This is a genomic window from Streptomyces sp. NPDC059201 (assembly GCF_042754585.1).
GTDB lineage: Bacteria > Actinomycetota > Actinomycetes > Streptomycetales > Streptomycetaceae > Streptomyces.
The window spans coordinates 127,694-147,527 of sequence record NZ_JBHZBB010000016.1; the positions used below are offsets into that span (position 1 = coordinate 127,694).

The 19,834-nt window shown below is 73.1% G+C and carries 22 protein-coding genes, 1 pseudogene and 1 riboswitch; of the genes and pseudogenes, 12 read left to right on the forward strand and 11 right to left on the reverse strand.

The genetic code is table 11. From position 1 onward, the window contains the following. Positions 1–73: 73 nt before the first annotated feature. From ACFXMG_RS36190 to ACFXMG_RS36220, 7 genes and pseudogenes are all read right to left on the reverse strand, one after another. Positions 74–820: an urease accessory protein UreD gene (locus tag ACFXMG_RS36190; RefSeq protein ID WP_383819702.1), complete on the reverse strand. Its 747-nt coding sequence runs from the start codon at positions 818–820 to the stop codon at positions 74–76. Next, positions 817–1,512: an urease accessory protein UreG gene (gene ureG / locus ACFXMG_RS36195; protein ID WP_383819704.1), complete on the reverse strand. Its 696-nt coding sequence runs from the start codon at positions 1,510–1,512 to the stop codon at positions 817–819. The genes ACFXMG_RS36190 and ureG overlap by 4 nt, the downstream gene beginning before the upstream one ends. A gap of 49 nt (positions 1,513–1,561) precedes the next feature. Next, the gene (locus tag ACFXMG_RS36200; protein ID WP_383819706.1) at positions 1,562–2,224 is read right to left on the reverse strand and encodes an urease accessory protein UreF; all 663 of its coding nucleotides are present in this window, start codon (positions 2,222–2,224) and stop codon (positions 1,562–1,564) included. A gap of 10 nt (positions 2,225–2,234) precedes the next feature. Beyond that, complete coding sequence (locus tag ACFXMG_RS36205) at positions 2,235–3,956, reverse strand: urease subunit alpha (protein ID WP_383819709.1); 1,722 nt, start codon at positions 3,954–3,956, stop codon at positions 2,235–2,237. A gap of 121 nt (positions 3,957–4,077) precedes the next feature. Continuing rightward, positions 4,078–4,383 (reverse strand): annotated as a pseudogene (locus tag ACFXMG_RS36210) (urease subunit beta); the annotation flags it as partial. A gap of 15 nt (positions 4,384–4,398) precedes the next feature. Further along, a complete protein-coding gene (locus ACFXMG_RS36215; RefSeq protein WP_030746741.1) occupies positions 4,399–4,701 on the reverse strand; it encodes an urease subunit gamma in 303 nt (100 codons plus the stop codon). Between the two features lie 162 nt (positions 4,702–4,863). Next, positions 4,864–5,508, reverse strand: coding sequence for a TetR/AcrR family transcriptional regulator (locus ACFXMG_RS36220; protein WP_383819711.1), 645 nt, complete (start codon positions 5,506–5,508; stop codon positions 4,864–4,866). A gap of 160 nt (positions 5,509–5,668) precedes the next feature. On the opposite strand from ACFXMG_RS36220, the gene ACFXMG_RS36225 reads away from it, so the two are divergent. Further along, the gene (locus ACFXMG_RS36225; protein WP_383819713.1) at positions 5,669–6,691 is read left to right on the forward strand and encodes an ABC transporter permease; all 1,023 of its coding nucleotides are present in this window, start codon (positions 5,669–5,671) and stop codon (positions 6,689–6,691) included. A 168-nt stretch (positions 6,692–6,859) separates the two neighbouring features. On the opposite strand, the gene ACFXMG_RS36230 is transcribed toward ACFXMG_RS36225, so the two are convergent. Next, positions 6,860–7,159: a type II toxin-antitoxin system Phd/YefM family antitoxin gene (locus ACFXMG_RS36230; RefSeq protein WP_383819716.1), complete on the reverse strand. Its 300-nt coding sequence runs from the start codon at positions 7,157–7,159 to the stop codon at positions 6,860–6,862. A 58-nt stretch (positions 7,160–7,217) separates the two neighbouring features. On the opposite strand from ACFXMG_RS36230, the gene ACFXMG_RS36235 reads away from it, so the two are divergent. From ACFXMG_RS36235 to ACFXMG_RS36250, 4 genes are all read left to right on the forward strand, one after another. After that, positions 7,218–7,841, forward strand: a complete 624-nt coding sequence (locus ACFXMG_RS36235; RefSeq protein ID WP_383819718.1) for an ATP-dependent Clp protease proteolytic subunit — start codon at positions 7,218–7,220, stop codon at positions 7,839–7,841. A 7-nt stretch (positions 7,842–7,848) separates the two neighbouring features. Beyond that, a complete protein-coding gene (locus ACFXMG_RS36240; RefSeq protein WP_383819721.1) occupies positions 7,849–8,154 on the forward strand; it encodes a hypothetical protein in 306 nt (101 codons plus the stop codon). A gap of 314 nt (positions 8,155–8,468) precedes the next feature. After that, positions 8,469–8,680, forward strand: a riboswitch (cyclic di-AMP (ydaO/yuaA leader). A gap of 3 nt (positions 8,681–8,683) precedes the next feature. Continuing rightward, entirely contained in the window at positions 8,684–9,160 is a 477-nt protein-coding gene (locus ACFXMG_RS36245; protein ID WP_383819723.1) for a C40 family peptidase, read from the forward strand. 121 nt (positions 9,161–9,281) lie between these two features. Continuing rightward, on the forward strand, positions 9,282–9,725 hold the full coding sequence (locus ACFXMG_RS36250; protein WP_383819725.1) for a cytidine deaminase: 444 nt from the start codon (positions 9,282–9,284) through the stop codon (positions 9,723–9,725). A 51-nt stretch (positions 9,726–9,776) separates the two neighbouring features. Here the strand turns inward: ACFXMG_RS36250 and ACFXMG_RS36255 are convergent, their stop codons facing one another. Together ACFXMG_RS36255 and ACFXMG_RS36260 are read right to left on the reverse strand one after the other, a co-directional pair. Continuing rightward, positions 9,777–10,214, reverse strand: a complete 438-nt coding sequence (locus tag ACFXMG_RS36255) for an ATP-binding protein (RefSeq protein ID WP_383819727.1) — start codon at positions 10,212–10,214, stop codon at positions 9,777–9,779. Between the two features lie 168 nt (positions 10,215–10,382). Beyond that, positions 10,383–11,561: an 8-amino-7-oxononanoate synthase gene (locus ACFXMG_RS36260; protein ID WP_383819730.1), complete on the reverse strand. Its 1,179-nt coding sequence runs from the start codon at positions 11,559–11,561 to the stop codon at positions 10,383–10,385. A 171-nt stretch (positions 11,562–11,732) separates the two neighbouring features. Here ACFXMG_RS36260 and bioB point away from each other — a divergent pair, with 171 nt between their 5' ends. The 7 genes from bioB (at position 11,733) to ACFXMG_RS36295 (ending at position 18,641) form a co-directional block, all read left to right on the forward strand. Next, a complete protein-coding gene (gene bioB / locus ACFXMG_RS36265) occupies positions 11,733–13,001 on the forward strand; it encodes a biotin synthase BioB (protein WP_383819732.1) in 1,269 nt (422 codons plus the stop codon). Between the two features lie 9 nt (positions 13,002–13,010). Beyond that, the gene (locus ACFXMG_RS36270) at positions 13,011–14,291 is read left to right on the forward strand and encodes an adenosylmethionine--8-amino-7-oxononanoate transaminase (protein ID WP_383819790.1); all 1,281 of its coding nucleotides are present in this window, start codon (positions 13,011–13,013) and stop codon (positions 14,289–14,291) included. Positions 14,292–14,385: 94 nt separating this feature from the next. Next, positions 14,386–15,102: a dethiobiotin synthase gene (bioD, locus tag ACFXMG_RS36275; RefSeq protein WP_383819734.1), complete on the forward strand. Its 717-nt coding sequence runs from the start codon at positions 14,386–14,388 to the stop codon at positions 15,100–15,102. A gap of 84 nt (positions 15,103–15,186) precedes the next feature. After that, positions 15,187–15,531 carry a VOC family protein gene (locus tag ACFXMG_RS36280; RefSeq protein WP_383819737.1) on the forward strand — a complete coding sequence of 115 codons (345 nt, stop codon included), beginning with the start codon at positions 15,187–15,189 and terminating at the stop codon, positions 15,529–15,531. Between the two features lie 94 nt (positions 15,532–15,625). Continuing rightward, complete coding sequence (locus ACFXMG_RS36285; RefSeq protein ID WP_383819740.1) at positions 15,626–16,051, forward strand: GNAT family N-acetyltransferase; 426 nt, start codon at positions 15,626–15,628, stop codon at positions 16,049–16,051. A 233-nt stretch (positions 16,052–16,284) separates the two neighbouring features. After that, positions 16,285–17,625: a hemolysin family protein gene (locus ACFXMG_RS36290; RefSeq protein ID WP_383819743.1), complete on the forward strand. Its 1,341-nt coding sequence runs from the start codon at positions 16,285–16,287 to the stop codon at positions 17,623–17,625. Continuing rightward, complete coding sequence (locus ACFXMG_RS36295) at positions 17,622–18,641, forward strand: hemolysin family protein (RefSeq protein WP_383819745.1); 1,020 nt, start codon at positions 17,622–17,624, stop codon at positions 18,639–18,641. Before ACFXMG_RS36290 ends, ACFXMG_RS36295 begins: the two co-directional genes overlap by 4 nt. Before the next feature lie 122 nt (positions 18,642–18,763). Here ACFXMG_RS36295 and ACFXMG_RS36300 read toward each other — a convergent pair whose 3' ends face one another. Next, positions 18,764–19,783, reverse strand: a complete 1,020-nt coding sequence (locus ACFXMG_RS36300; RefSeq protein WP_383819748.1) for a maleylpyruvate isomerase N-terminal domain-containing protein — start codon at positions 19,781–19,783, stop codon at positions 18,764–18,766. Positions 19,784–19,834 lie beyond the last annotated feature (51 nt).

Genomic DNA, 19,834 nt, shown 5'->3' on the forward strand with positions numbered 1-19,834 from the left:
TCCGAACACGCGTTTCTTTGCCGAACCCATAACCGGAGCACGGAGTCCGCTGAGCGGTACACCCCGATCCGTCTCATTCGGGGGCGAGTTCGTCCAGCGCCGCGTCCAGGACCCGGCGCAGGGCGAGCGCGTCGGGCGCGACGGCGGTGACGAGCACGGCCGGTCCGGCCAGCGGGGTGAGCGCCGCGAGATCGCCGAGCGGGCGCGCCGCCACCGGCGCGTCCGCGTACGCCGGGTCGACGACGAGGAGTTGACCGGTGGCCCGGTGACCGGCGAGGACGGCGCCCCCGTCCCAGCCGCCGGGGGCCCCGGGGCCGTACGCGAGTTCCTGGTCGAGCAGCGGCCGGCCCGCGCGGCGGACGGTGAGCCGGGAGAAGAGGGTGCCGGGCGGCTCGCCGTGGCGGCCGAGGATCTGCTCCTCGCGCAGCACCAGCCGCGCGGTGGGGGCGAGGTCGACGCCGGTGCGCACGCGCAGGTCGGAGCCGTGGGCGCTGACGAGCTGTTCGGGCAGCCAGTGCAGTACGGCGCCCTCGCCGGCCCGGAGCCGGAGCTCGTACGCGGCCGGGTCCGGGTCGCGGCCGGGCAGGGCCAGCGTGGCGGCGGCCGAGTCGACCCGCAGCCTGGCCCCGTCGCGTACCTCCGCCTCGATCGCGAGCCGGTCGCCGCCGAGCGGCGCGCTCATCGCGCCGACCACCGTCACCCGCGACCAGCCGGGCGAGGCGGCGCGGGTACGGCGCAGGGCGAGCGGCCCGTCGCTCTCCAGGACCGGCAGCGAACCGTCGGCCGCGGCGGCGATCCGGGCGGTGGCGCGCAGGCTCATGCGGTGGGCGCCTGCACAGCCGTCCAGTCGGCGAGCCGCTCGCGCACCCAGTCGGCGACCGGGCCGACGCCCTCCTCCGACCGCAGCGAGGTGAACGCGACGGGCAGGTCGCCGCGCTGCGCGGCCGCGTCGCGGGCCATCCGGCCCAGGTCGGAGCCGACGTACGGGGCGAGGTCGGTCTTGTTGACGACGAGGAGGTCGGCGGTGGTGACGCCGGGCCCGCCCTTGCGGGGGATGTCGTCGCCCCCGGCCACGTCGATGACGAAGATCTGCGCGTCGACGAGGCCCTTGGAGAAGGTGGCGGTGAGGTTGTCGCCGCCCGACTCGACGAGGATCAGGTCGAGCGGGCCGACGGCGTCCTCCAGCTCCTCGACGGCTTCGAGGTTGGCGGAGATGTCGTCGCGGATGGCGGTGTGCGGGCAGGCTCCGGTCTCGACGGCCTGGATGCGCTCCGGCGGCAGCACGGCCTCGCGGAGCAGGAACTCGGCGTCCTCGCGGGTGTAGATGTCGTTGGTGACGACGGCGAGCGAGAGCGTGTCGCGCAGTCGGCGGCAGAGCGCGGCGACAGTGGCCGTCTTGCCGGAGCCGACGGGTCCGCCGAGGCCGATGCGCAGGGCGCGCCGGGTGCCGTCGGGCCGGTGGGCGTCGGCGGAGACGGCGCCGTGGTGGGTGTGTCCGTGGTCGAGGTGCATGGGGCGGCTCCTTGCGGCAGAGGGTTCTGGGAGGCGAGCGGAAGAGGGTCTAGGAGGCGAAGAGGCGCACGGGCCAGGCCGCGTGCTGTTCCGCGGTGATGTCGAGGAGCGGGGCGGAGGCGGCGGGCAGCGCGTCGACGCCCTCGCGCGCGGCGGCGGTGGCCCGGGCCACGACCTCGTCCATCTCGGGTGCGAGCCGCGCGAGGACGGCCGTCGCCTGGTACGGATCGAGGCCCAGGAGACGTACGGTCGCCGTCGCCGGCCCGCCGACCGTCTCGTACGCGGCGCAGTGCGCGGCGTCCTCGGGCCCGAGTCCGGCCGCCCGCGCCGTGACGCCCAGGACGACCGGCTGGTGCGCGCCGCGCGGGAACGCGGCGGCGAGCGCGTCGAGTTCGGGGCTCGGCCAGGTGGCGCGGGCCGCCCGCATCAGCTGGCGCCCGAGCCGGCGGGCGGCGGCGCGGAGGGCGGGCGAGGGGGTGCGGGCGTCGGCGGCGGCGTCGAGCTCGTACGGGTCGAGGCCGAGCGCCGCACCGGCGGCGAGGCCCGCCGCGGTGAGCCCGGTGGTGTGCAGACGCCCAAGACAGAAGGCTTCCAGTCCGGCGGCGTCGCGGATGCGGCCCGCCTTGACGGCGGCCTCGGCGCCGCCGGAGTGGGCGTGCCCGCCGGCGGGGAAACGCCCGTCGGCGAGCACGAGGAGTGCGGATCGTGACACGGCCGGCCGCTCAGAAGAGGAAGTAACGCTGGGCCATGGGCAGTTCCGCGGCGGGCGCCGGTTCGACCGCTTCGCCGTCGATGGTGACGGTGAAGGTGTCGGCGTCGACCTCGACGCGCGGCACGGCGTCGTTCTCCCGCATGTCCGCCTTGGTGACGCGGCGGGTGGAGCGGATGGGGGTGAACGCCTTGCCCAGGCCGAGCCGCCGCGGCAGGTCGTCCTCGATCGCCGCCTCCGAGGTGAAGTTGACGGAGCCCGCGGCGGCCGCCCTGCCGAGGGCGCCGAACATGGGGCGCGGCAGCACCGGTTGGGGCGTGGGGATCGAGGCGTTGGCATCACCCATCTGGGCGTACGCGATCTGGCCGCCCTTGAGGACGACGAGGGGTTTCACGCCGAAGAAGGCGGGCTCCCAGAGGACGAGGTCGGCGAGCTTGCCCGGTTCGACGGAGCCGACGAGGTGGTCCATGCCCTGGGCGACGGCCGGGTTGATCGTGTACTTGGCGACGTAGCGGCGCACCCGGTGGTTGTCGGCGCGCCCGTCACCCGGCAGCGCGCCGCGCCGCTTCTTCATGACGTGGGCGGTCTGCCAGGTCCGCAGAATGACCTCGCCGATCCGGCCCATGGCCTGGGAGTCGGAGGAGATGATCGAGATGGCGCCGAGGTCGTGGAGGACGTCCTCCGCGGCGATCGTGGAGGGCCGGATCCGGGACTCGGCGAAAGCGAGGTCCTCGGGGACGGTCGGGTTGAGGTGGTGGCAGACCATCAGCATGTCGAGGTGTTCCTCGATGGTGTTGACGGTGTGCGGCCGGGTCGGGTTGGTGGAGCTGGGCAGCACGTGCGGCTCGGAGACGACGGTGATGATGTCGGGCGCGTGCCCGCCGCCCGCGCCCTCGGTGTGGTACGCGTGGATCGTGCGGCCCCCGATGGCGGCGAGGGTGTCGCCGACGAAACCGGCCTCGTTGAGGGTGTCGGTGTGGATGGCCAGCTGGACGCCGGTCTCCTCGCAGACGCCGAGGCAGGCGTCGATGACGGCGGGGGTGGCCCCCCAGTCCTCGTGGATCTTGAAGCCGAGGGCGCCGCCGCGCAGTTGGGAGTACATCGCCTCGCGGGACATCGTTGTGCCCTTGCCCAAGAGGCCGATGTTGACGGGGAAGGTGTCGAGGGCCTCGAACATCCGGGCCGTGTGCCAGGGGCCGGGGGTGACCGTGGTGGCCTTGGTGCCCTCGGCGGGGCCGGTGCCGCCGCCGACCAGGGTGGTGATGCCGGTGGCGAGCGCCTGCTCGACGACGGTCGGGGAGATGAAGTGGACGTGGGTGTCGACGCCGCCCGCGGTGACGATCCGCCCGTTGCCGACGACGATCTCGGTCTCGGGGCCGATGACGAGGTCGGGGTGGACCCCGTCCATGGTGTCGGGGTTGCCGGCCTTGCCGAGCGCGGTGATCCGCCCGTCGCGGATGCCGATGTCGGCCTTGACGATCCCCCAGTGGTCGATGACGACGGCGCCGGTGATCACCGTGTCGGGGGCGCCTTCGGCGCGGGTGGCGCGGGACTGGCCCATCGACTCGCGGATGACCTTGCCGCCGCCGAAGACGGCCTCCTCGCCGGCCCGTCCGGGCCCGCCGGAACGGTCCTCCTCGATCTCCACGAGCAGGTCGGTGTCGGCGAGCCGGACGCGGTCGCCGGTGGTGGGGCCGAAGAGGTCGGCGTACACGGCGCGGTGGAGGTCAGGCACGGGGCGCTCCGTTCGGGGCCTGGGCCGGGGCTGAATCCTGGGCTGCATCTCGGGCCGGGGCCGGGTTCTGGGCCGGGTCCTGACCCGGGCCCTGGTCGAGCGGTCCGGCGGCGGTCGGCGGGTCGAGCGGGCCGGCGGTCTCGCCGCGGAGGCCGGGGACGATCCTGCGGCCGGCGATCGGCACGAGTTCGACCTCGACGGGGATGCCGGGCTCGAAGCGCACGGCCGTACCGGCGGCGATGTGCAGCCGCAGGCCGTGCGCGGCCGTCCGGTCGAAGGCGAGTCCGGGGTTGACCTCGGCGAAGTGGTAGTGGGAGCCGACCTGCACGGGCCGGTCGGCGGCGTTCAGCACGGTGAGGCGGGTGACGGGGCGGCCCTCGTTGACGGGCACGGGCCCGTCCGCGTACAGGATCTCTCCGGGGATCATCGGCGCCGGCCCCCGTCAGACGATCGGGTCGTGGACGGTGACGAGCTTGGTGCCGTCCGGGAAGGTGGCCTCGACCTGGACGTCGTGGATCATCTCGGGGATGCCGTCCATGACGTCGTCGCGGGAGAGCACCTTGCGTCCGGACGCCATGAGTTCGGCGACGGTACGCCCGTCCCTGGCGCCCTCCAGGATGTGCGCCGTGATGAGGGCGACGGCCTCGGGGTGGTTGAGCCTCACCCCGCGCGCGCGGCGCTTCTCCGCCACGTCGGCCGCCACATGGATGAGCAGGCGCTCCTGCTCGTGCGGGCTCAGTTGCACTCTTCCACCTCACAGTCGTCCACCGGGCCGCACCCGGACAGCTGCGGACCCTACCGACCGTCAACACTCTGTTGAACAGCGGAGATGCGGTGGACGGCCGGACATTGCACGTTAGGGCGGAAGTTTTTCCGGCGCGTTAACTCCGGCTTTGCGAATCCATGATCAACGGACCGGATCCGCGGGGGCGCCGGCCGCGCCCGCGGTGTTCATCGACATCAGCCCGCGCAGCCCCTCCCGCAGGACGTCGATCTCGACGTCGCCGAAGAGCGCCTGCTGGGCGATGAAGCCCTGGACGGTGGCGATCAGCGTGCGCGCCATGTCCTCGGAGGAGACGTCGGCGGGGACGAGCCCGCTCGCGCGGTACGCGTCGACCAGACCCGCCCAGATCTCCCGCATCCCCTCGAAGCCCTGGGAGAGGGTCTTCGCCAGGGTCTCGTCGCGCAGGGTCTCGGCCCACACCTGGATGATCAGCCGGGCGAACGCCTGCCGCTCTCCCCCGGCGATCCGGCCCTCCAGGACGATCGTCATCACGCGCGCGACGAGCACGTCGGGCAGCGGTGGCGGGCTCGCGTCGGTGGCCTCCGCGAACGCGCCGCGGATGCGGCTGAACGTCTCCTCGGCGATGGCCGCGATCAGCTCGTCCTTGCTCCGGAAGTAGCGGTAGACCGCGCCGGCGGAGAGCCCCGCCTCGGCGAGCACGTCCTGCATGGAGGTGGCGTGGAAGCCGTTGAGGGCGAAGCAGCGGGCGGCGCCGTCGAGGATCTGGCGGCGGCGGGCATCGAGGTGTTCCTGGGAGACACGGGCCATACCGCGAACCTAAAACGAATATTCATTCTTGACAACTTCGCCACTCCGGCGGACAGTGGGCCTCAGGTAAAACGAACGATCCTTCTCTTTAATCTGCCCGTCAACTTACCCTCAGCTTCCCCTTGGCCTTCCCTCTCCCGACCTGCGAATCGAGGCCGTGATGCCTGCCGCCATCGCCCCCGCCCCCGCCCCCGCCCCTGGGCGCAAGACCCTCGCGGTGATCCTGCTCGTCCCCGTCCTCGCCGCCCTCCTGCTGTGGACCTTCGCCTGGCCCGCCGCCCGCACCGCACCGCGCGACCTGCCCATCGGGGTCGCGGGCCCGGTGGCGGCCGCCGAAGGACTGGCCCGCGAACTCGGCCGGCACGAGGAAGCCTTCGAGATCCACCGGTACGAGGACGCCGACGCCGCGCGCTCCGCCGTCGAGGCCCGCGAGGTCTACGGCGCGGTGGTCGTCACCCCCACCGGCCCGGAACTGCTCACCGCATCCGCCGGAAGCCCGGTCGTGGCCGGCCTGCTGCGCGAGGCGGTCACGGCCGGAGCCGCCGCCGAGGGCAGGACCGTCGCGGTCACCGATGTCGTCGCCCTGCCCGCGCAGGATCCGCGCGGCGCCGTCCTCGGCGCCGGGCTGCTGCCGCTCGCCATCGCGGGCGCCGCGACCGGCGTCGCCACGCTGCTCCTCGGGCTGCGCGGGGCGCGCGCCGCCACGGCCCTCGCCGGCGCCTCGGCGCTCGCGGGCCTCGCCGGCGCGGCGCTCACCCACAGCTGGCTCGGCGCCCTCGCGGGGAACTGGTGGGCGGAGGCCGGGGTGCTCGCCCTGACGGTACTGGCCATCGGCGCGACGTTCGCGGGACTCGCCACCCTGCTCGGAAAGCCCGGCTTCGGTCTCGCCGCCGTGCTCACCATCCTCGCGGGCAACGCCTTCTCCGGCATGAGCAGCGCACCGGAACTCCTGCCGACCGGACTCGGCCTGCTCGGCCAGTGGCTGCCGCCGGGCGCGGGCGGCCAGGCCCTGCGCTCCGTCGCGTACTTCGACGGGGCCGCGGCGGGCGGCCCGGTGCTGGTCCTCTCCCTCTGGGCGGCGGCGGGCCTCACGGCACTGACCCTGGGCGGACGCCTCCGACGGACCGAGCGCGCGTCCGCACCGGCCCCGAACCCCGTCCCGCTCCCGGCGACGGCGGACTGACCGACCCGCCGCACCACCCCACACGCACCACCCCACACGCACAGCCCCACGCAGCCGCGTGCCCCCGCCACAACGGACGGGGCACGCGGCTTCCGTATACCGCCGCCAGGTCAGCCAGCGCCGGGTCAGCCAGCGCCGGGTCAGCCAGCGGGGGTCAGCCGACTCTCGTCAGCCCGCGCCGGGCTCGCGGTGGTGCGCCGCGATGCCGAAACGGTGCTGTTCGCCGGTGGCGGAACCGAGACCACGGACGACCCCCGTCCCGGACACGGAACGGATGACCGGCTCATCGGTCACATCCGGCTCCTCCGCCTCCAGCTTCTCCAGTCGTTCCAGGTCGGCGGCGGAGACCAGGGCGACGAGCGGCTTCCCGTGGCGGGTCACGACGACGCGCTCGCCGCCGTACACCACGCGGTTGATGAGGTCGGCGAGCTCCGCCCGCGCTTGCGTCACCGGGATCTCGTAGGTCATGCTCCTCATCTTACGGTCTGTACGTCCTGTACATTTTTGACAGAAGGAGGTGCTCCCCATGGACGCACGCCACGTTCTGCCGGAGTTCTCGGAGCGGACCTCGTACGGCACCCGGACGCTGGATCCGTACGCGAAGCTCCTGGAGAACCGGATCGTCTTTCTCGGCACGGCGGTCGACGACGTCGCCGCGACCGACGTGATCGCCCAGCTCCTGCACCTCGACTACGCGGATCCGGGGCGGGACATCTCGCTGTACCTCAACTCCCCCGGCGGCTCGATCACCGCGATGACCGCCATCCACGACACGATGCGCAGCCTGATGAGCGACGTGGAGACGACCTGTCTCGGCCAGGCCGGCTCCACGGCGGCGGTCCTGCTCGCCGCGGGCGCGCCCGGCAAGCGCCTGATGCTGCCCGGCGCCCGCGTCACCCTGCGCCAGCCGGTCCTCGACGAGCCGTTCACCGGGCAGCTCTCCGACCTGGACCTCCAGGCGCGCGAACTGCTGCGACTGCGCGCCGTCATGACGGGGCTGCTGTCCGCGTACACCGGCCGGGACGAGGAGGGGATCGCCTCCGACACCGACCGCCTGACCGTCCTCGACGCGCCGGCAGCGCTCGCGTACGGCCTGGTCGACCACATCGTCAGCGACCGCCGGGCCGCCTCCGGCACACCGGCCCGGTGAGACCGCGATGGTGCCGGAGCTTCCGCCGCTGCCCGCCCTGACGCGCGCCGAAGGGGAGTTCATCGACGCGTATCTCGAAGTCGTCGACCTCCTGGGGAAGATCAATCCATCCAGGGGTTCGCATACCTATGGAGCCCTGCGCGCCGCTCAGGCGCTGGTCGGCCGGGTGGAGGCGCTGCGCGAGGCCCTGACGCTCATGCATATGCGGGGCGAGAGCGAGGTCCACGCCGAGACATTGGCGTGTGCGCTGCGGGTGTTGGACGGTGAGCGGCGCGCGGCCCGCGTCACCGTGCCCGGAACGCGGGCGAGTTGACATTCCGACGTGTCGTGTCGAGCCCCGGACGGCCGACACGGGACGCAGAATCCATCCCCCATTCGGCGTAGCCGCGAGAGCTACAGATGCAGCGCGCGAGTTGCGCAACAGATGTACGCATTTGGCGGAATGGGACATTCCGACGCTGGTACGGGGCTCGTCGGCCAAACCTACGACGATCACGAAACCCTCTTGTCCACCCGTATGGATCAGTCGTGAGGAGCCTCACATAACGCCGTTTCCGCTCGGTTTTCACCCGAACCGTGAGTCAAGATCCTCGACGACGACAAGCCCCCGCCACCCAGGCGGGGCGGTCCGGGCGGACGCCGAGTCCTGCCGCCGTCCCGGACGTCTGGTCGACAGGATTGGACCGGCAGGAGTGGAGGACCCGAGCAGTACGGGTCGACCGCGCTGAATCCCCAGCGCGGCCGTCCCTTGGGGTGAAGCCGCGACCCGCGCGCGGCCGGGCATCTTCGCCTGCCCGAACCCGACAGGTCATCCTTCACAGGCGGCTGACGAAGGGTTGCGCATGACTGCGCAGATGCATGTCCCGTCCCTGCTGTCCCGGGCCGGAGCCGTCTCGGCTCTCACCCTCGCCGCCGTCGGCGGCACGCTCCTCGCACCCGGAGCGGCCCCCGAGGCCCAGGCAGCCACCTCCCACGCGACGAAGGCACTGGGCGTCGCCGCCTCCAAGAAGGGCGCGCCCTACCGGTACGGCTCGACGGGACCCACCCGCTTCGACTGCTCCGGACTGACGCTCTACGCGTACAAGAAGGCGGGAAAGTCGCTGCCCCGCACCGCGCAGCAGCAGTACAACAAGACCCGGCACATCTCCGCCTCCAGCCGGCAGAAGGGGGACCTGGTCTTCTTCCACTCGGGCGGCAGGGTCTACCACGTGGGGATCTACGCCGGTAGCGGCAAGATCTGGCATTCGCCCAAGACCGGCTCCTGGGTGAAGCTCGACAAGATCTGGTCCTCCAAGGTCTACTACGGTCGCGTGCGCTGACCCAAGAGCGCCCGCGGCCGTCCCCCGGAGTGCGGTGGCGCCGCCACACTCCCCACCGCGGGCGCTCTCTCCTCCCTCACGGGCCGCGCGCCCGCCACCGCGCTGTCCCTAGGATGCGGCGATGACACTTGACCAAGCTCTTGTCGACGCGGCCGTCGCACAGCTGGACCGCCGCTGGCCCGCCGACGAGCCCGGCGGGGCCGCCGCCGTCCGCCTCGACGACGGCCGGATCCTGACGAGCGTCGGCTTCGACAACATCCACGCGAGCGTCACCCTCTGCCAGGAGACCGGCGCCTACTGCCAGGCGTACACCCTCGACCGCCGGGTGACCGCCTCCGTCTGCGTCTTCCGCGACCCGGAGGACGGCCGGTACGTCATCCTGCCGCCGTGCGGCATCTGCCAGGAGCGGCTCGCGCTCTGGGGGCCCGACGTGGAGGTCGGCGTCCCCGACCCCGAGGACCCGACCCGCTGGGTCGCGCGGCGGCTCGAAGAGGTCAATCCGTACTACTGGGGCCCCCAGTTCGCCGGCGGCTCGTGGCCGTCGACGGAGATGCACTCCGCCTGAGCGGCGGGCAGCAAGGGTTCAGCAGACGCCCAACAGGCATCCAGCAGGCGTTCAGCAGGCGGGGACGGCTGCTGCGGCCCACGGCAGGGTGATCCATACGGTCTTGCCGCCCTCGGCGGTCGGGGTGAACGAGAGCCGGCCGCCCGCCTCCGCCGCCAGGACCCGGATGATCACCATGCCACGTCCGTTGTCCTGCTGGACGGCGGCCGGCAGCCGGCGCGGGAAACGCGGATGGCTGTCGGTCACGCCGAGCCGCAGCACCTCCTCGCGATCGAGGTGCAGCTCGACGGTGAAGGTGGGCGATTGCCCAAAGGTGTGCACCACCGCGTTGGACGCCAGCTCCGACACCATCAGCCGGATCGAGTCCGCCGCGTCCCCGTCGCCGTCCAGACCCCAGCCGCCGAGCACCTCCGCCACGAACCTCCGCGCCATGGCGACCGAGGCGGGATCGCTCGGCAGAGTGACGGATGCTTCTTGGTGATCTGCCATGGCGACGTCGTCCCTTTCCCGCCGGGGCCGTCGCCCCGGACCGCGCTCCGCGTCAGACTGCCACCGATCGCGTGCCCGAGTGGGGCGTTCTCCCGAGATATGCCCCGTTCTGTCGCCCGAAGCGGTGAACTCTCGCCCTGTCAAGGGTTCATGGCCGGCACCCGGTGCTCAACGGGCACCCGAAGGCGCGGTCCTTACGATCGTGGCGACCGCCCGCTCGACCTCCGCGTCCGTGAGGTCCGCGCGGGCCGTCAGCCGCAACCGCGAGATCCCGTCCGGCACGGACGGAGGCCGGAAGCAGCCGACGGACAGGCCCTGTTCGCGGCAGTCGGCCGCCCACCTCAGCGCCTCCTCGGGCCCGGGCGCGCGAACCGACACCACGGCCGCGTCCGGCCGGGCCGAGGTGAACCCGGCCTCCGTGAGCATCCGGTGCAGCGTCGTCGCGACCGTACGCGCCCGCTCGGCGAGGCCCGGGTCGGCGGCGATCAGCCGCAGGCTCGCGAGCGCCGCGCCGGTGGCGGCCGGGGCGAGCCCGGTGTCGAAGATGAAGGTGCGCGCCGCGTTGACGAGGTGCTCGATCACCCGGGCGGGGCCGAGGACCGCACCACCCTGACTGCCCAGCGACTTGGAGAGGGTGAGGGTGCCCACCACGTCCTCGTCGCCGGCGAGCCCCGCGCCGTGCAGGGCGCCCCGGCCGCCCGCGCCGAGCACGCCGAAACCGTGCGCGTCGTCGACGACGAGCCCCGCGCCGTGCTCGCGGCACGCCGCCGCCAGTTCCTCCAGCGGTGCCCGGTCGCCGTCGACGGAGAAGACGGAGTCGCTGACGGCGAGCGCCCGCCGCCCCGGATGCGCGTCCAGCGTCTTGCGTACGGCTTCGGGGTCGGCGTGCGGGACGACCGCGGCCTCCGCGCGGGCCAGCCGACAGCCGTCCACGATCGAGGCGTGGTTGGCGGCGTCGGACACGATCAGCGCGCCCGGGCCGCCGAGCGCGGTGAGCGCGGCGAGGTTGGCGGTGTAGCCGGAGGAGAAGACGAGGGCCGCCTCGAAGCCGCAGAACGCGGCCAGTTCGTCCTCCAGCGTGGTGTGCAGCCGGGTCGTTCCGGTGACCAGCCGCGAACCGGTCGCGCCGGCCCCCCAGCGGCGGGCGGCCTCGGCGGCCGCGCCGGTGACCTCGGGGTGCCGAGTGAGGCCGAGGTAGTCGTTGCTCGCCAGGTCGAGCAGCTCCGACTCGGCGTGGCGCGGCCGCAGGGTCCGGACGAGCCCGGCCTCGGCCCGGCGGCGCGCCTCCGCGCCGGTCCAGTCGAAGGCGGTGCGGCGCGCGGGCGGGGTCGGCTGGGCCTGGGACATACGGCGTTCCTTTTGCAGGCACCTTTTTGTCGGCGCCTTTTTGTAGGCAGCGCACAGACCCTAACGGCAGGCGGCCGAGGTCGGGATGTGGTCATACACACACCTCGATCGGGGTCGTTTGTTCAGATCCTCCTTGGCCGGGGGGTGTGCCGTAGGCAAGGATCAGCCCTTATGGACCTGCTGAACACGCTGGTGGAGAAGGGGCTGCGGCGCGAGTCGCCGACCCGTGAAGAAGCGCTCGCCGTGCTGGCGACCTCCGACGACGACCTGCTCGATGTGGTGGCGGCGGCCGGCAAGGTGCGCCGTCAGTGGTTCGGGCGGCGGGTGAAGCTGAACTACCTCGTCAACCTGAAGTCCGGGCTGTGCCCGGAGGACTGCTCGTACTGTTCCCAGCGGCTCGGCTCCAAGGCCGACATCCTCAAGTACACGTGGCTGAAGCCGGACGAGGCGTCCGAGGCGGCGGCGGCCGGCATCGCCGGCGGTGCCAAGCGGGTCTGCCTGGTGGCGAGCGGCCGCGGTCCGACGGACCGGGACGTCGACCGGGTCGGCAGGACCATCGAGGCCATCAAGGAGCAGAACGAGGGCGTCGAGGTGTGCGCCTGCCTCGGTCTGCTCTCCGACGGGCAGGCCGAGCGGCTGAAGACGGCCGGCGCCGACGCGTACAACCACAACCTCAACACCTCCGAGGGCACGTACGGCGAGATCACCACCACCCACACCTACGCGGACCGGGTGGACACCGTGCAGAAGGCGCACGCGGCGGGCCTCTCGGCCTGCTCAGGCCTGATCGCGGGCATGGGCGAGACCGACGAGGACCTGGTGGACGTGGTGTTCGCACTGCGCGAGCTGGACTCGGACTCGGTGCCGGTCAACTTCCTGATCCCCTTCGAGGGCACGCCGCTGGCGAAGGAGTGGAACCTCAGCCCGCAGCGCTGCCTGCGGATCCTCGCCATGGTCCGGTTCGTCTGCCCCGACGTGGAGGTCCGGATCGCGGGCGGCCGCGAGGTCCACCTGCGTTCGATGCAGCCCCTCGCGCTGAACATCGCCAACTCGATCTTCCTCGGCGACTACCTCACCAGCGAGGGCCAGGCCGGCAAGACGGACCTCGACATGATCGCGGACGCCGGCTTCGAGGTGGAGGGCGCGGGCACGACCACGCTGCCCGCCCACCGCGTCGACGCCCTCGCGGCGGCGTCCGGCGGCTGCGGCTCGCACGCCTCGGCGGGCGGCTGCGGTTCCGACGCGGCCGCGGGCTGCGGCTCGCACGCGGACGCGGACGCTGCGGCCGGTGGCGGCTGCGGTCCGTGCGGCGGCCACGCCCAGGCCCCGGCCCCGGCTGAGTCGCCGGCCGCGGTGCCCGTCCCCGCTTCGGACGCCCGGACCGACCTGGTGGCGGTCCGCCGCCGCGGCGCCGGCACGGACCTCGCCCCGAACGCGTAACGGGTGACGATGCGCAACGACGAACTCCTCGCCCTGGACCGGGCGCACGTGTGGCATCCGTACGGCCCCATGCCGGGCCGTGCGGAGCCGCTGGTGGTCGCGTCCGCGTCCGGTGTGCGTCTGCACCTCGCCGAGCCGGCCGAGGGACGGTCGGAGCTGATCGACGGCATGTCGTCGTGGTGGTCGGCTGTGCACGGCTACAACCACCCGGTGCTCAACGAGGCGGCGCGCGGCCAGCTCGACAAGATGAGCCACGTGATGTTCGGCGGGCTCACCCACGAGCCCGCGGTACGTCTCGCGGCTCGGCTCGTCGAGATCACGCCCGAGCCGCTGCGGCACGTCTTCCTCAGCGACTCCGGCTCCGTCGCGGTCGAGGTCGCGGCCAAGATGTGTTTGCAGTACTGGCGTTCGCTCGGCCGCCCCGCCAAGCGGCGGCTGCTGACCTGGCGCGGCGGGTACCACGGCGACACCTGGCAGCCGATGTCGGTGTGCGACCCCGAGGGCGGGATGCACCAGCTGTGGTCGGGCGTGCTCCAGGAGCAGGTCTTCGTGGACGAGCCGCCGGCCGCGTACGAGGAGTCGTACGCCGAGCTGCTCCGTACGGCGATCGCGCGCCACGCGGACGAGCTGGCCGCGGTGATCGTGGAGCCGGTGGTGCAGGGCGCGGGCGGCATGCGCTTCCACGACCCCGTCTATCTGCGGGTGCTGCGCGAGGCGTGCGACGCGCACGACGTGCTGCTCGTCTTCGACGAGATCGCGACCGGCTTCGGCCGCACGGGCACGCTGTTCGCGGCCGACCAGGCCGGGGTGTCCCCCGATGTGATGTGCCTGGGCAAGGCGTTGACGGGCGGGTACCTGTCGATGGCGGCGACCCTGTGCACCGGCACAGTGGCCGACGGCATCTCGCAAGGCGAGGTGCCGGTCCTCGCGCACGGGCCGACGTTCATGGGCAACCCCCTGGCCTCGGCGGTCGCCTGCGCCTCCATCGACCTGCTGCTCTCCCGGGACTGGGCGCAGGAGGTCAAGCGGATCGAGACCGGACTGTGCGACGGCCTAACCGGCGCGGAGTCCATCCCGGGCGTGCGCGACGTGCGGGTGCTCGGCGCGATCGGCGTCGTCCAGCTCGACCACGAGATCGACATGGCGGCGGCGACACGCGCGGCGGTCCGGGAGGGCGTATGGCTGCGCCCGTTCCGGGACCTCGTCTACACGATGCCGCCGTACGTGACGGACGACGCCGACCTCGCCCGGATCTGCGCGGCGGTCCGCGCCGCCGCGACCGCGGGCTGAGCCCACCCGTGAGTGCGGGCGCGGGGGCTGCGCGCGGTGGGTCTGGGCGCGGTGGGGCTGGGCCGGGCTGAGAGTACAGAAAGAGAGGAACAGCATGAGCATCGTCGTCGTCAGTGGGACGGGGACCGAGATCGGCAAGACGGTCGTCACGGCGGCCGTCGCCGCCGCGGCCGTCGCCGCCGGACGTTCGGTCGCGGTCCTCAAGCCCGCGCAGACCGGGCTCACGCCTGACGAGCGGGGTGACGCGGACGAGGTGGTACGGCTCTCGGGCGCGAAGACCGCCGCCGAACTGGCCCGCTACCCGGAGCCCCTCGCCCCGGGCACGGCCTCCCGGCGCGCGGGGATGGCCCAGGTCGGACCCGAACGGGTGGCGGAGGCGGCACGCGCGCTCGCCGAGGAACACGACCTGGTGCTCGTCGAGGGCGCGGGCGGCCTGCTCGTCCGCTTCGACGACGGCGGCGGCACGCTCGCCGACGCGGCCCGGCTGCTGGGCGCGCCCGTCCTGGTGGTCGCGCCGGCCGGACTCGGCACGCTGAACTCGACGGCGCTCACGTCGGAGGCGTTGCGGGCGCGCGGCATCGACCAGCTCGGGGTCGTCGTCGGCAGCTGGCCGGCGGACCCGGACCTCGCGGCGCGCTGCAACCTGGCCGACCTGCCCGAGGCGGCCGGCGCCCCGCTGCTCGGCGCGGTGCCGGAGGGCTCCGGCGCGCTGGACCCGACGGAGTTCCGCGCGGCGGCGGCGGACTGGCTCGCTCCCGCGCTCGGCGGCACGTGGGACGCGGACGCGTTCGCGCGCGAGGCCGGCGCCTGACGTATCGGGTCCCCGACGCCCGTACCCCGTATCCCGTATCCCGCACTCCGCTCGCGCGCGTCCCCTCCTCCATAGAGTGAGGGGATGCGCGCACATGTACAGGAGCTCGTCTTCGACTGCGGCGACCCGGCCGCGCTCGTCCGTTTCTGGGCGGGTCTCCTCGGCGGGGACCCCGTCGACCGCAGCCCGGACTGGTCGTACGTGGAGCCGCCCGGCTTCGTCCGCATCGCCTTCCAGCGGGTGCCCGAGGGCAAGTCCGTGAAGAACCGGCTGCACCTCGACGTCGAGGTGGCCGATCCGGAGGAGGCGGCCGACACCACCGCGCCGCTCGGCGCGGTCCGCGTCGGCGGTCTCGTCACCGACGAGCAGGGCTCCTTCCAGGTGATGCGGGACCCGGAGGGCAACGAGTTCTGCTTCGTCACGGGGTGACGCGCGCCGGGGAAAAGGAAGGGCACCGGCGGGCGCGGGTTCCACGGTGCGGAATGTGCTGGCAGCGCCCGTACCCGCGTGGTGGGATCAAGCCATGATCGAGATACAGATCCGCGCCGCCGCGCCCACCGACGCCGAGTCCGTGCTCGCCTTCTGGCGGGAATCCGCCGAGGGCACCTCCATCTCCGACGACGTCGACGGGGTGAAGCGGCTCCTCGACCGCGACCCCGAGGCGCTGATCCTCGCCGTGGACGGCGACCGGATCGTCGGGTCCGTGATCGCCGGCTGGGACGGCTGGCGCGCCTCGCTCTACCGGCTCGCCGTGCTCCCCTCGTACCGCAGGCGCGGCATCTCGAAGACGCTGCTGCGGGCCGCGGAGGAACGGTTCGCCACGCTGGGCGGGCGGCGCGTGGACGCGATGGTCCTGGAGGCGAACGGGCGCGCGCACCACACGTGGGCCGCGGCCGGATACGAGCGGCAGGACCAGTGGCGCCGCTGGGTGAAGCCCTTCGCGGGGTAAGCCCTTCAGCAGGTGAACCCCTTCGCAGGGTGATCCATCAACCGTTTTGCCGATCCTTTACCATGGGATCTCCTTCATACGACCGAGACGACCGAAAGGTGTGAACGTCCGCCCATGGGCGAGCCTCCCAGTAGTACTGGTGCCTCCGTTCGACAGAGCACCGGTCCCGATTCCGGTGACCGACATCGCGCGTTCCGTGCCCCGCTGACTGATCATGGGACGGAGGTGAACCGATGACCGAAGTGCTTCTGCTCATGGTGGCGCTCCTGCTCTCGGTCGCGTGCGGCGCGTTCGTGGCGGCGGAGTTCTCCCTGACCACCGTCGAACGGAACGAGCTCGAAGCGGCCGTCAAGCGCGGCGAGCGCGGCGCGGCCGGCGCCCTCAAGGCCGTCAAGTCGCTCACCTTCCAGCTCTCCGGCGCGCAGCTCGGCATCACCGTGACCAACCTGGTCGTCGGCATGCTCTCCGAGCCCTCCATCGCCGCGCTGATCAAGGGCCCGGTCCAGGCGCTCGGCTTCTCCGCCACCGTGGCCTCCTCGATCGCCCTGGTCCTCGGCACGGCGATGTCCACCGTGGTCCTCATGGTGGTCGGCGAGCTGGTCCCCAAGAACTGGGCGATCTCCTCGCCCCTCGCCGTCGCGAAGGTCGTGGCCACGCCGCAGCGCGTGTTCACCGCCGCTTTCAAGCCGCTGATCAGTCACCTCAACAACACCGCCAACCGGATCCTTCGCCGCCTGGGCATGGAGCCGGCCGAGGAGCTGGCGTCCGCGCGCTCCCCCCAGGAGCTGGTGGCGCTCGCACGCCACTCGGCGAAGGAGGGCGCGCTGGAGGCGGACACGGCCGAACTGTTCGTCCGCACACTGAACCTCGCGGAGCTGACCGCCGAGAACGTGATGACCCCGCGCGTCCAGCTGACCGCCCTGGAGGTCCAGGCCACCGCCGAGGACGTCGCCAACGCCACGCGCGCCACGGGCCTCTCCCGCTTCCCCGTCTACCGGGGCAGCCTCGACAGGGTCGTGGGCATCGCCCACATCAAGGACGTCCTCGCCATACCGGCCGACCAGCGGCGCCTGCGCCGCGTCGGCGACATCGCGCGCGAGCCGCTGCTCGTGCCCGAGACGCTGACCGTGGACAAGCTGCTCGACCGGCTCTCCGGCAAGCAGACGATGGCCGTCGTCATCGACGAGTACGGCGGCACGGCCGGCGTCGCGACCCTGGAGGACATCGTCGAGGAGGTCGTCGGCGAGGTCCGCGACGAGCACGACCCGCACGAGACCCCCGACCTGGCACGCGTGGGTGAGGATGAGGACGGCCGCGCGCTGTGGTCGGCCGACGGAGCCGCTCGTACCGACCAGTTGGAACGCATCGGCCTGCGGGTGCCGGACGGACCGTACGAGACCCTCGCCGGTGTCCTCGCGACCGACCTGGGCCGCATCCCGACCCTCGGCGACACCGTGGAACTGGGCGGCTGGCGCCTCGACGTGGTGGACGCCTCCGGGCGCCGCGCCGCGCGCGTCCTCATGCACGCGCCGCTCCCCCTGGAAGAGGACGAGACCGGGGAGGCCCGCCGATGATCGCGATCCAGCTGCTGATCGGCCTGCTCACGCTGGTCGTGAACGCCTTCTTCGTCGGCGCCGAGTTCGCCCTGATCTCGGTCCGGCGCAGTCAGATCGAGCCGCTCGCCGAGTCCGGCGACCGGCGTGCCCGCAGCGTCGTCTGGGGTCTGGAGCACGTCTCCGCGCTGCTCGCGGCGGCGCAGCTCGGCATCACGCTGTGCACCCTGGTGCTCGGCATCGTCGCCGAGCCGGCCATCGCGCACCTGCTGGAACCCGTCTTCGACGCCGTCGGCGTGCCGCACGGCCTGGTCCACCCGATCTCCTTCGTGATCGCGCTGACCGTGGCCACCTATCTGCACATGCTGCTCGGCGAGATGGTGCCGAAGAACATCGCGCTGGCCGAACCGGCCAGGACCGCGCTGGTCCTCGGCCCGCCGCTCGTGGCCCTGGCCCGCGCCCTGCGCCCGGTGATCTTCACGATCAACGCCTTCGCGAACACGCTCCTCAAGCTGCTGCGGGTGGAGACGAAGGACGAGGTGTCGGCGACGTTCTCGGACGACGAGCTGGCCCGGATGGTCACCGACGCGAGTCACGCCGGTCTGCTCGACGACCGTGCGACGGAGCGTCTCCACGACGCCCTGGAGCTGGGCCGCCGTCCGGTCGGGGACGTGGTCATGCCGGTGGAGAAGGTGATGTACGCGCAGGTGGGCACCACGCCGGAGGAGCTGGAGTCGCTGTCCGCCGAGTCGGGCTTCTCCCGCTTCCCGGTCGTGGACTCCGACCGCCGGATCCTCGGCTACCTCCATGTGAAGGACGCCCTGGACATCACCCCGCGCGACCTGCCGTTCCCGGTGTCGGCGCTGCGGCCGATCGCCCGCGTGCGGGCGGTGACCCCGCTGGACGACGTGCTGACGGCGATGCGCCGCAGCCGTACCCACCTGGCCGCCGTCCTCGACGAGGACGGCAAGCTCGCCGGCCTGGTGACCATGGAGGACGTCCTCCGCGAACTGGTGGGCCGCCCCGCGGCACCGTGACGCCACGCTCGTAGGAAGGGCCCCGGGATCTTGGATCCCGGGGCCCTTCCCGCGTCCGCGGGGAAAAGCGGCCGCGTTTCGGCGAGGGGTGACGTGGCGGCGGCGGTTGACGCGGCTCGCCGTCAGAGGGCGGTAGCCGCGAGCCAGTCATCGAGGAGGTCGCGGTCGCCGGTGAGGGTGAAGCGCGGGTCGTCGGCGTCGTAGCGGCGGTGCAGGAGGAGGAGCAGTTCGCCCGCGTCGGCCGTCACGGTGGCCGTCGGCTCGGTGCCGCCGCTCCCGCGGCTCCAGGCGAAGCCGCCCCCGCCGAGCACGAGCGTCCAGGCGGCGCCGCTGTCGCGCGCGGCCAGGCGCAGGACCGCGCCGTCGCGGTCGAGGTGGGCGAGCGGTTCGGCGATCCAGGGGATGTACGGGGCGGTGGTGAGGTGGTGGTCGAGCGCGTCGGCGGCCGTGCCCGGGTCGAGCGGCCGGGCGGAGCCGGTGAGCGCGATCTCGGCGTCGGCCAGGTGGACGACCGTCTCGGCGAGGACGTGGCGCGGGTAGTGCCGTACGTACGGGTCGGCGCCCGGCGACCACACCGGCGCCTCGGGGTCGGCCGCGCGGGCGGCGGCGGTGAAGCCCTCGGCGCGGGCGGCGAACCAGCCGGGGTACGAGGTCGGGTCGGCGGGCGGGTCGAGGGGGACGTCGCCGGGGCGGACCCGGGTGGCGGGGCGGGCGGTCACGAGGTGCTCGGCCCAGCCGTGGAGGGTGCCGAGGTGGCGGGTCAGGTCGCCGAGGGTCCAGCCGGGGCAGGTCGGGACGGGCGTCGCCGGATCGGTGCCGCGGACGGTGTCCGCGTACCGCCGCGCGTGGTCGACGACGGCGTCGACGGTCGCGAGGTGGGTGTCGTCCCCGAGGCCGAAGCCCTCGGAGACCAGGAGCAGCCGCTCGCGCCGGGCGCCGGCCGGCTCGCGCAGCGCGGCCTCGCGGAAGAGGCGGTCGAGGGCGCGCCGGTCGGCGGCTCCGAGCCCGGCCAGGACGTGCCCGGTGCTCTCCAGCCACGCCACCGCCGTGTCGGGGTCGAGGACGTCCTCGTCGCTGGTCTCGACCGCCGTCACGAGCCCGGCCAGCGCCTCGGCCAGGGCGTTCAGGAGCGCGTCGCTCATCGGGTTTCCCCTCCCGGGTTCTCCACGGCATCCGCGCATACCGCGCGGTAT

Bases quoted from the DNA above. Each gene is read 5' to 3' on its own strand.
- ACFXMG_RS36270 (WP_383819790.1), top strand. From the start codon at position 13,011: ATGCGCAACGACGAACTCCTCGCCCTGGACCGGGCGCACGTGTGGCAT.
- ACFXMG_RS36230 (WP_383819716.1), bottom strand. From the start codon at position 7,159: ATGACCTACGAGATCCCGGTGACGCAAGCGCGGGCGGAGCTCGCCGAC.
- bioB (WP_383819732.1), top strand. From the start codon at position 11,733: ATGGACCTGCTGAACACGCTGGTGGAGAAGGGGCTGCGGCGCGAGTCG.
- ACFXMG_RS36295 (WP_383819745.1), top strand. From the start codon at position 17,622: ATGATCGCGATCCAGCTGCTGATCGGCCTGCTCACGCTGGTCGTGAAC.
- ACFXMG_RS36260 (WP_383819730.1), bottom strand. From the start codon at position 11,561: ATGTCCCAGGCCCAGCCGACCCCGCCCGCGCGCCGCACCGCCTTCGAC.
- ACFXMG_RS36245 (WP_383819723.1), top strand. From the start codon at position 8,684: ATGACTGCGCAGATGCATGTCCCGTCCCTGCTGTCCCGGGCCGGAGCC.
- ACFXMG_RS36290 (WP_383819743.1), top strand. From the start codon at position 16,285: ATGACCGAAGTGCTTCTGCTCATGGTGGCGCTCCTGCTCTCGGTCGCG.
- ACFXMG_RS36300 (WP_383819748.1), bottom strand. From the start codon at position 19,783: ATGAGCGACGCGCTCCTGAACGCCCTGGCCGAGGCGCTGGCCGGGCTC.
- ACFXMG_RS36190 (WP_383819702.1), bottom strand. From the start codon at position 820: ATGAGCCTGCGCGCCACCGCCCGGATCGCCGCCGCGGCCGACGGTTCG.
- ACFXMG_RS36250 (WP_383819725.1), top strand. From the start codon at position 9,282: ATGACACTTGACCAAGCTCTTGTCGACGCGGCCGTCGCACAGCTGGAC.
- bioD (WP_383819734.1), top strand. From the start codon at position 14,386: ATGAGCATCGTCGTCGTCAGTGGGACGGGGACCGAGATCGGCAAGACG.
- ACFXMG_RS36225 (WP_383819713.1), top strand. From the start codon at position 5,669: ATGCCTGCCGCCATCGCCCCCGCCCCCGCCCCCGCCCCTGGGCGCAAG.
- ACFXMG_RS36285 (WP_383819740.1), top strand. From the start codon at position 15,626: ATGATCGAGATACAGATCCGCGCCGCCGCGCCCACCGACGCCGAGTCC.
- ACFXMG_RS36255 (WP_383819727.1), bottom strand. From the start codon at position 10,214: ATGGCAGATCACCAAGAAGCATCCGTCACTCTGCCGAGCGATCCCGCC.
- ACFXMG_RS36280 (WP_383819737.1), top strand. From the start codon at position 15,187: ATGCGCGCACATGTACAGGAGCTCGTCTTCGACTGCGGCGACCCGGCC.
- ureG (WP_383819704.1), bottom strand. From the start codon at position 1,512: ATGCACCTCGACCACGGACACACCCACCACGGCGCCGTCTCCGCCGAC.
- ACFXMG_RS36220 (WP_383819711.1), bottom strand. From the start codon at position 5,508: ATGGCCCGTGTCTCCCAGGAACACCTCGATGCCCGCCGCCGCCAGATC.
- ACFXMG_RS36235 (WP_383819718.1), top strand. From the start codon at position 7,218: ATGGACGCACGCCACGTTCTGCCGGAGTTCTCGGAGCGGACCTCGTAC.
- ACFXMG_RS36240 (WP_383819721.1), top strand. From the start codon at position 7,849: ATGGTGCCGGAGCTTCCGCCGCTGCCCGCCCTGACGCGCGCCGAAGGG.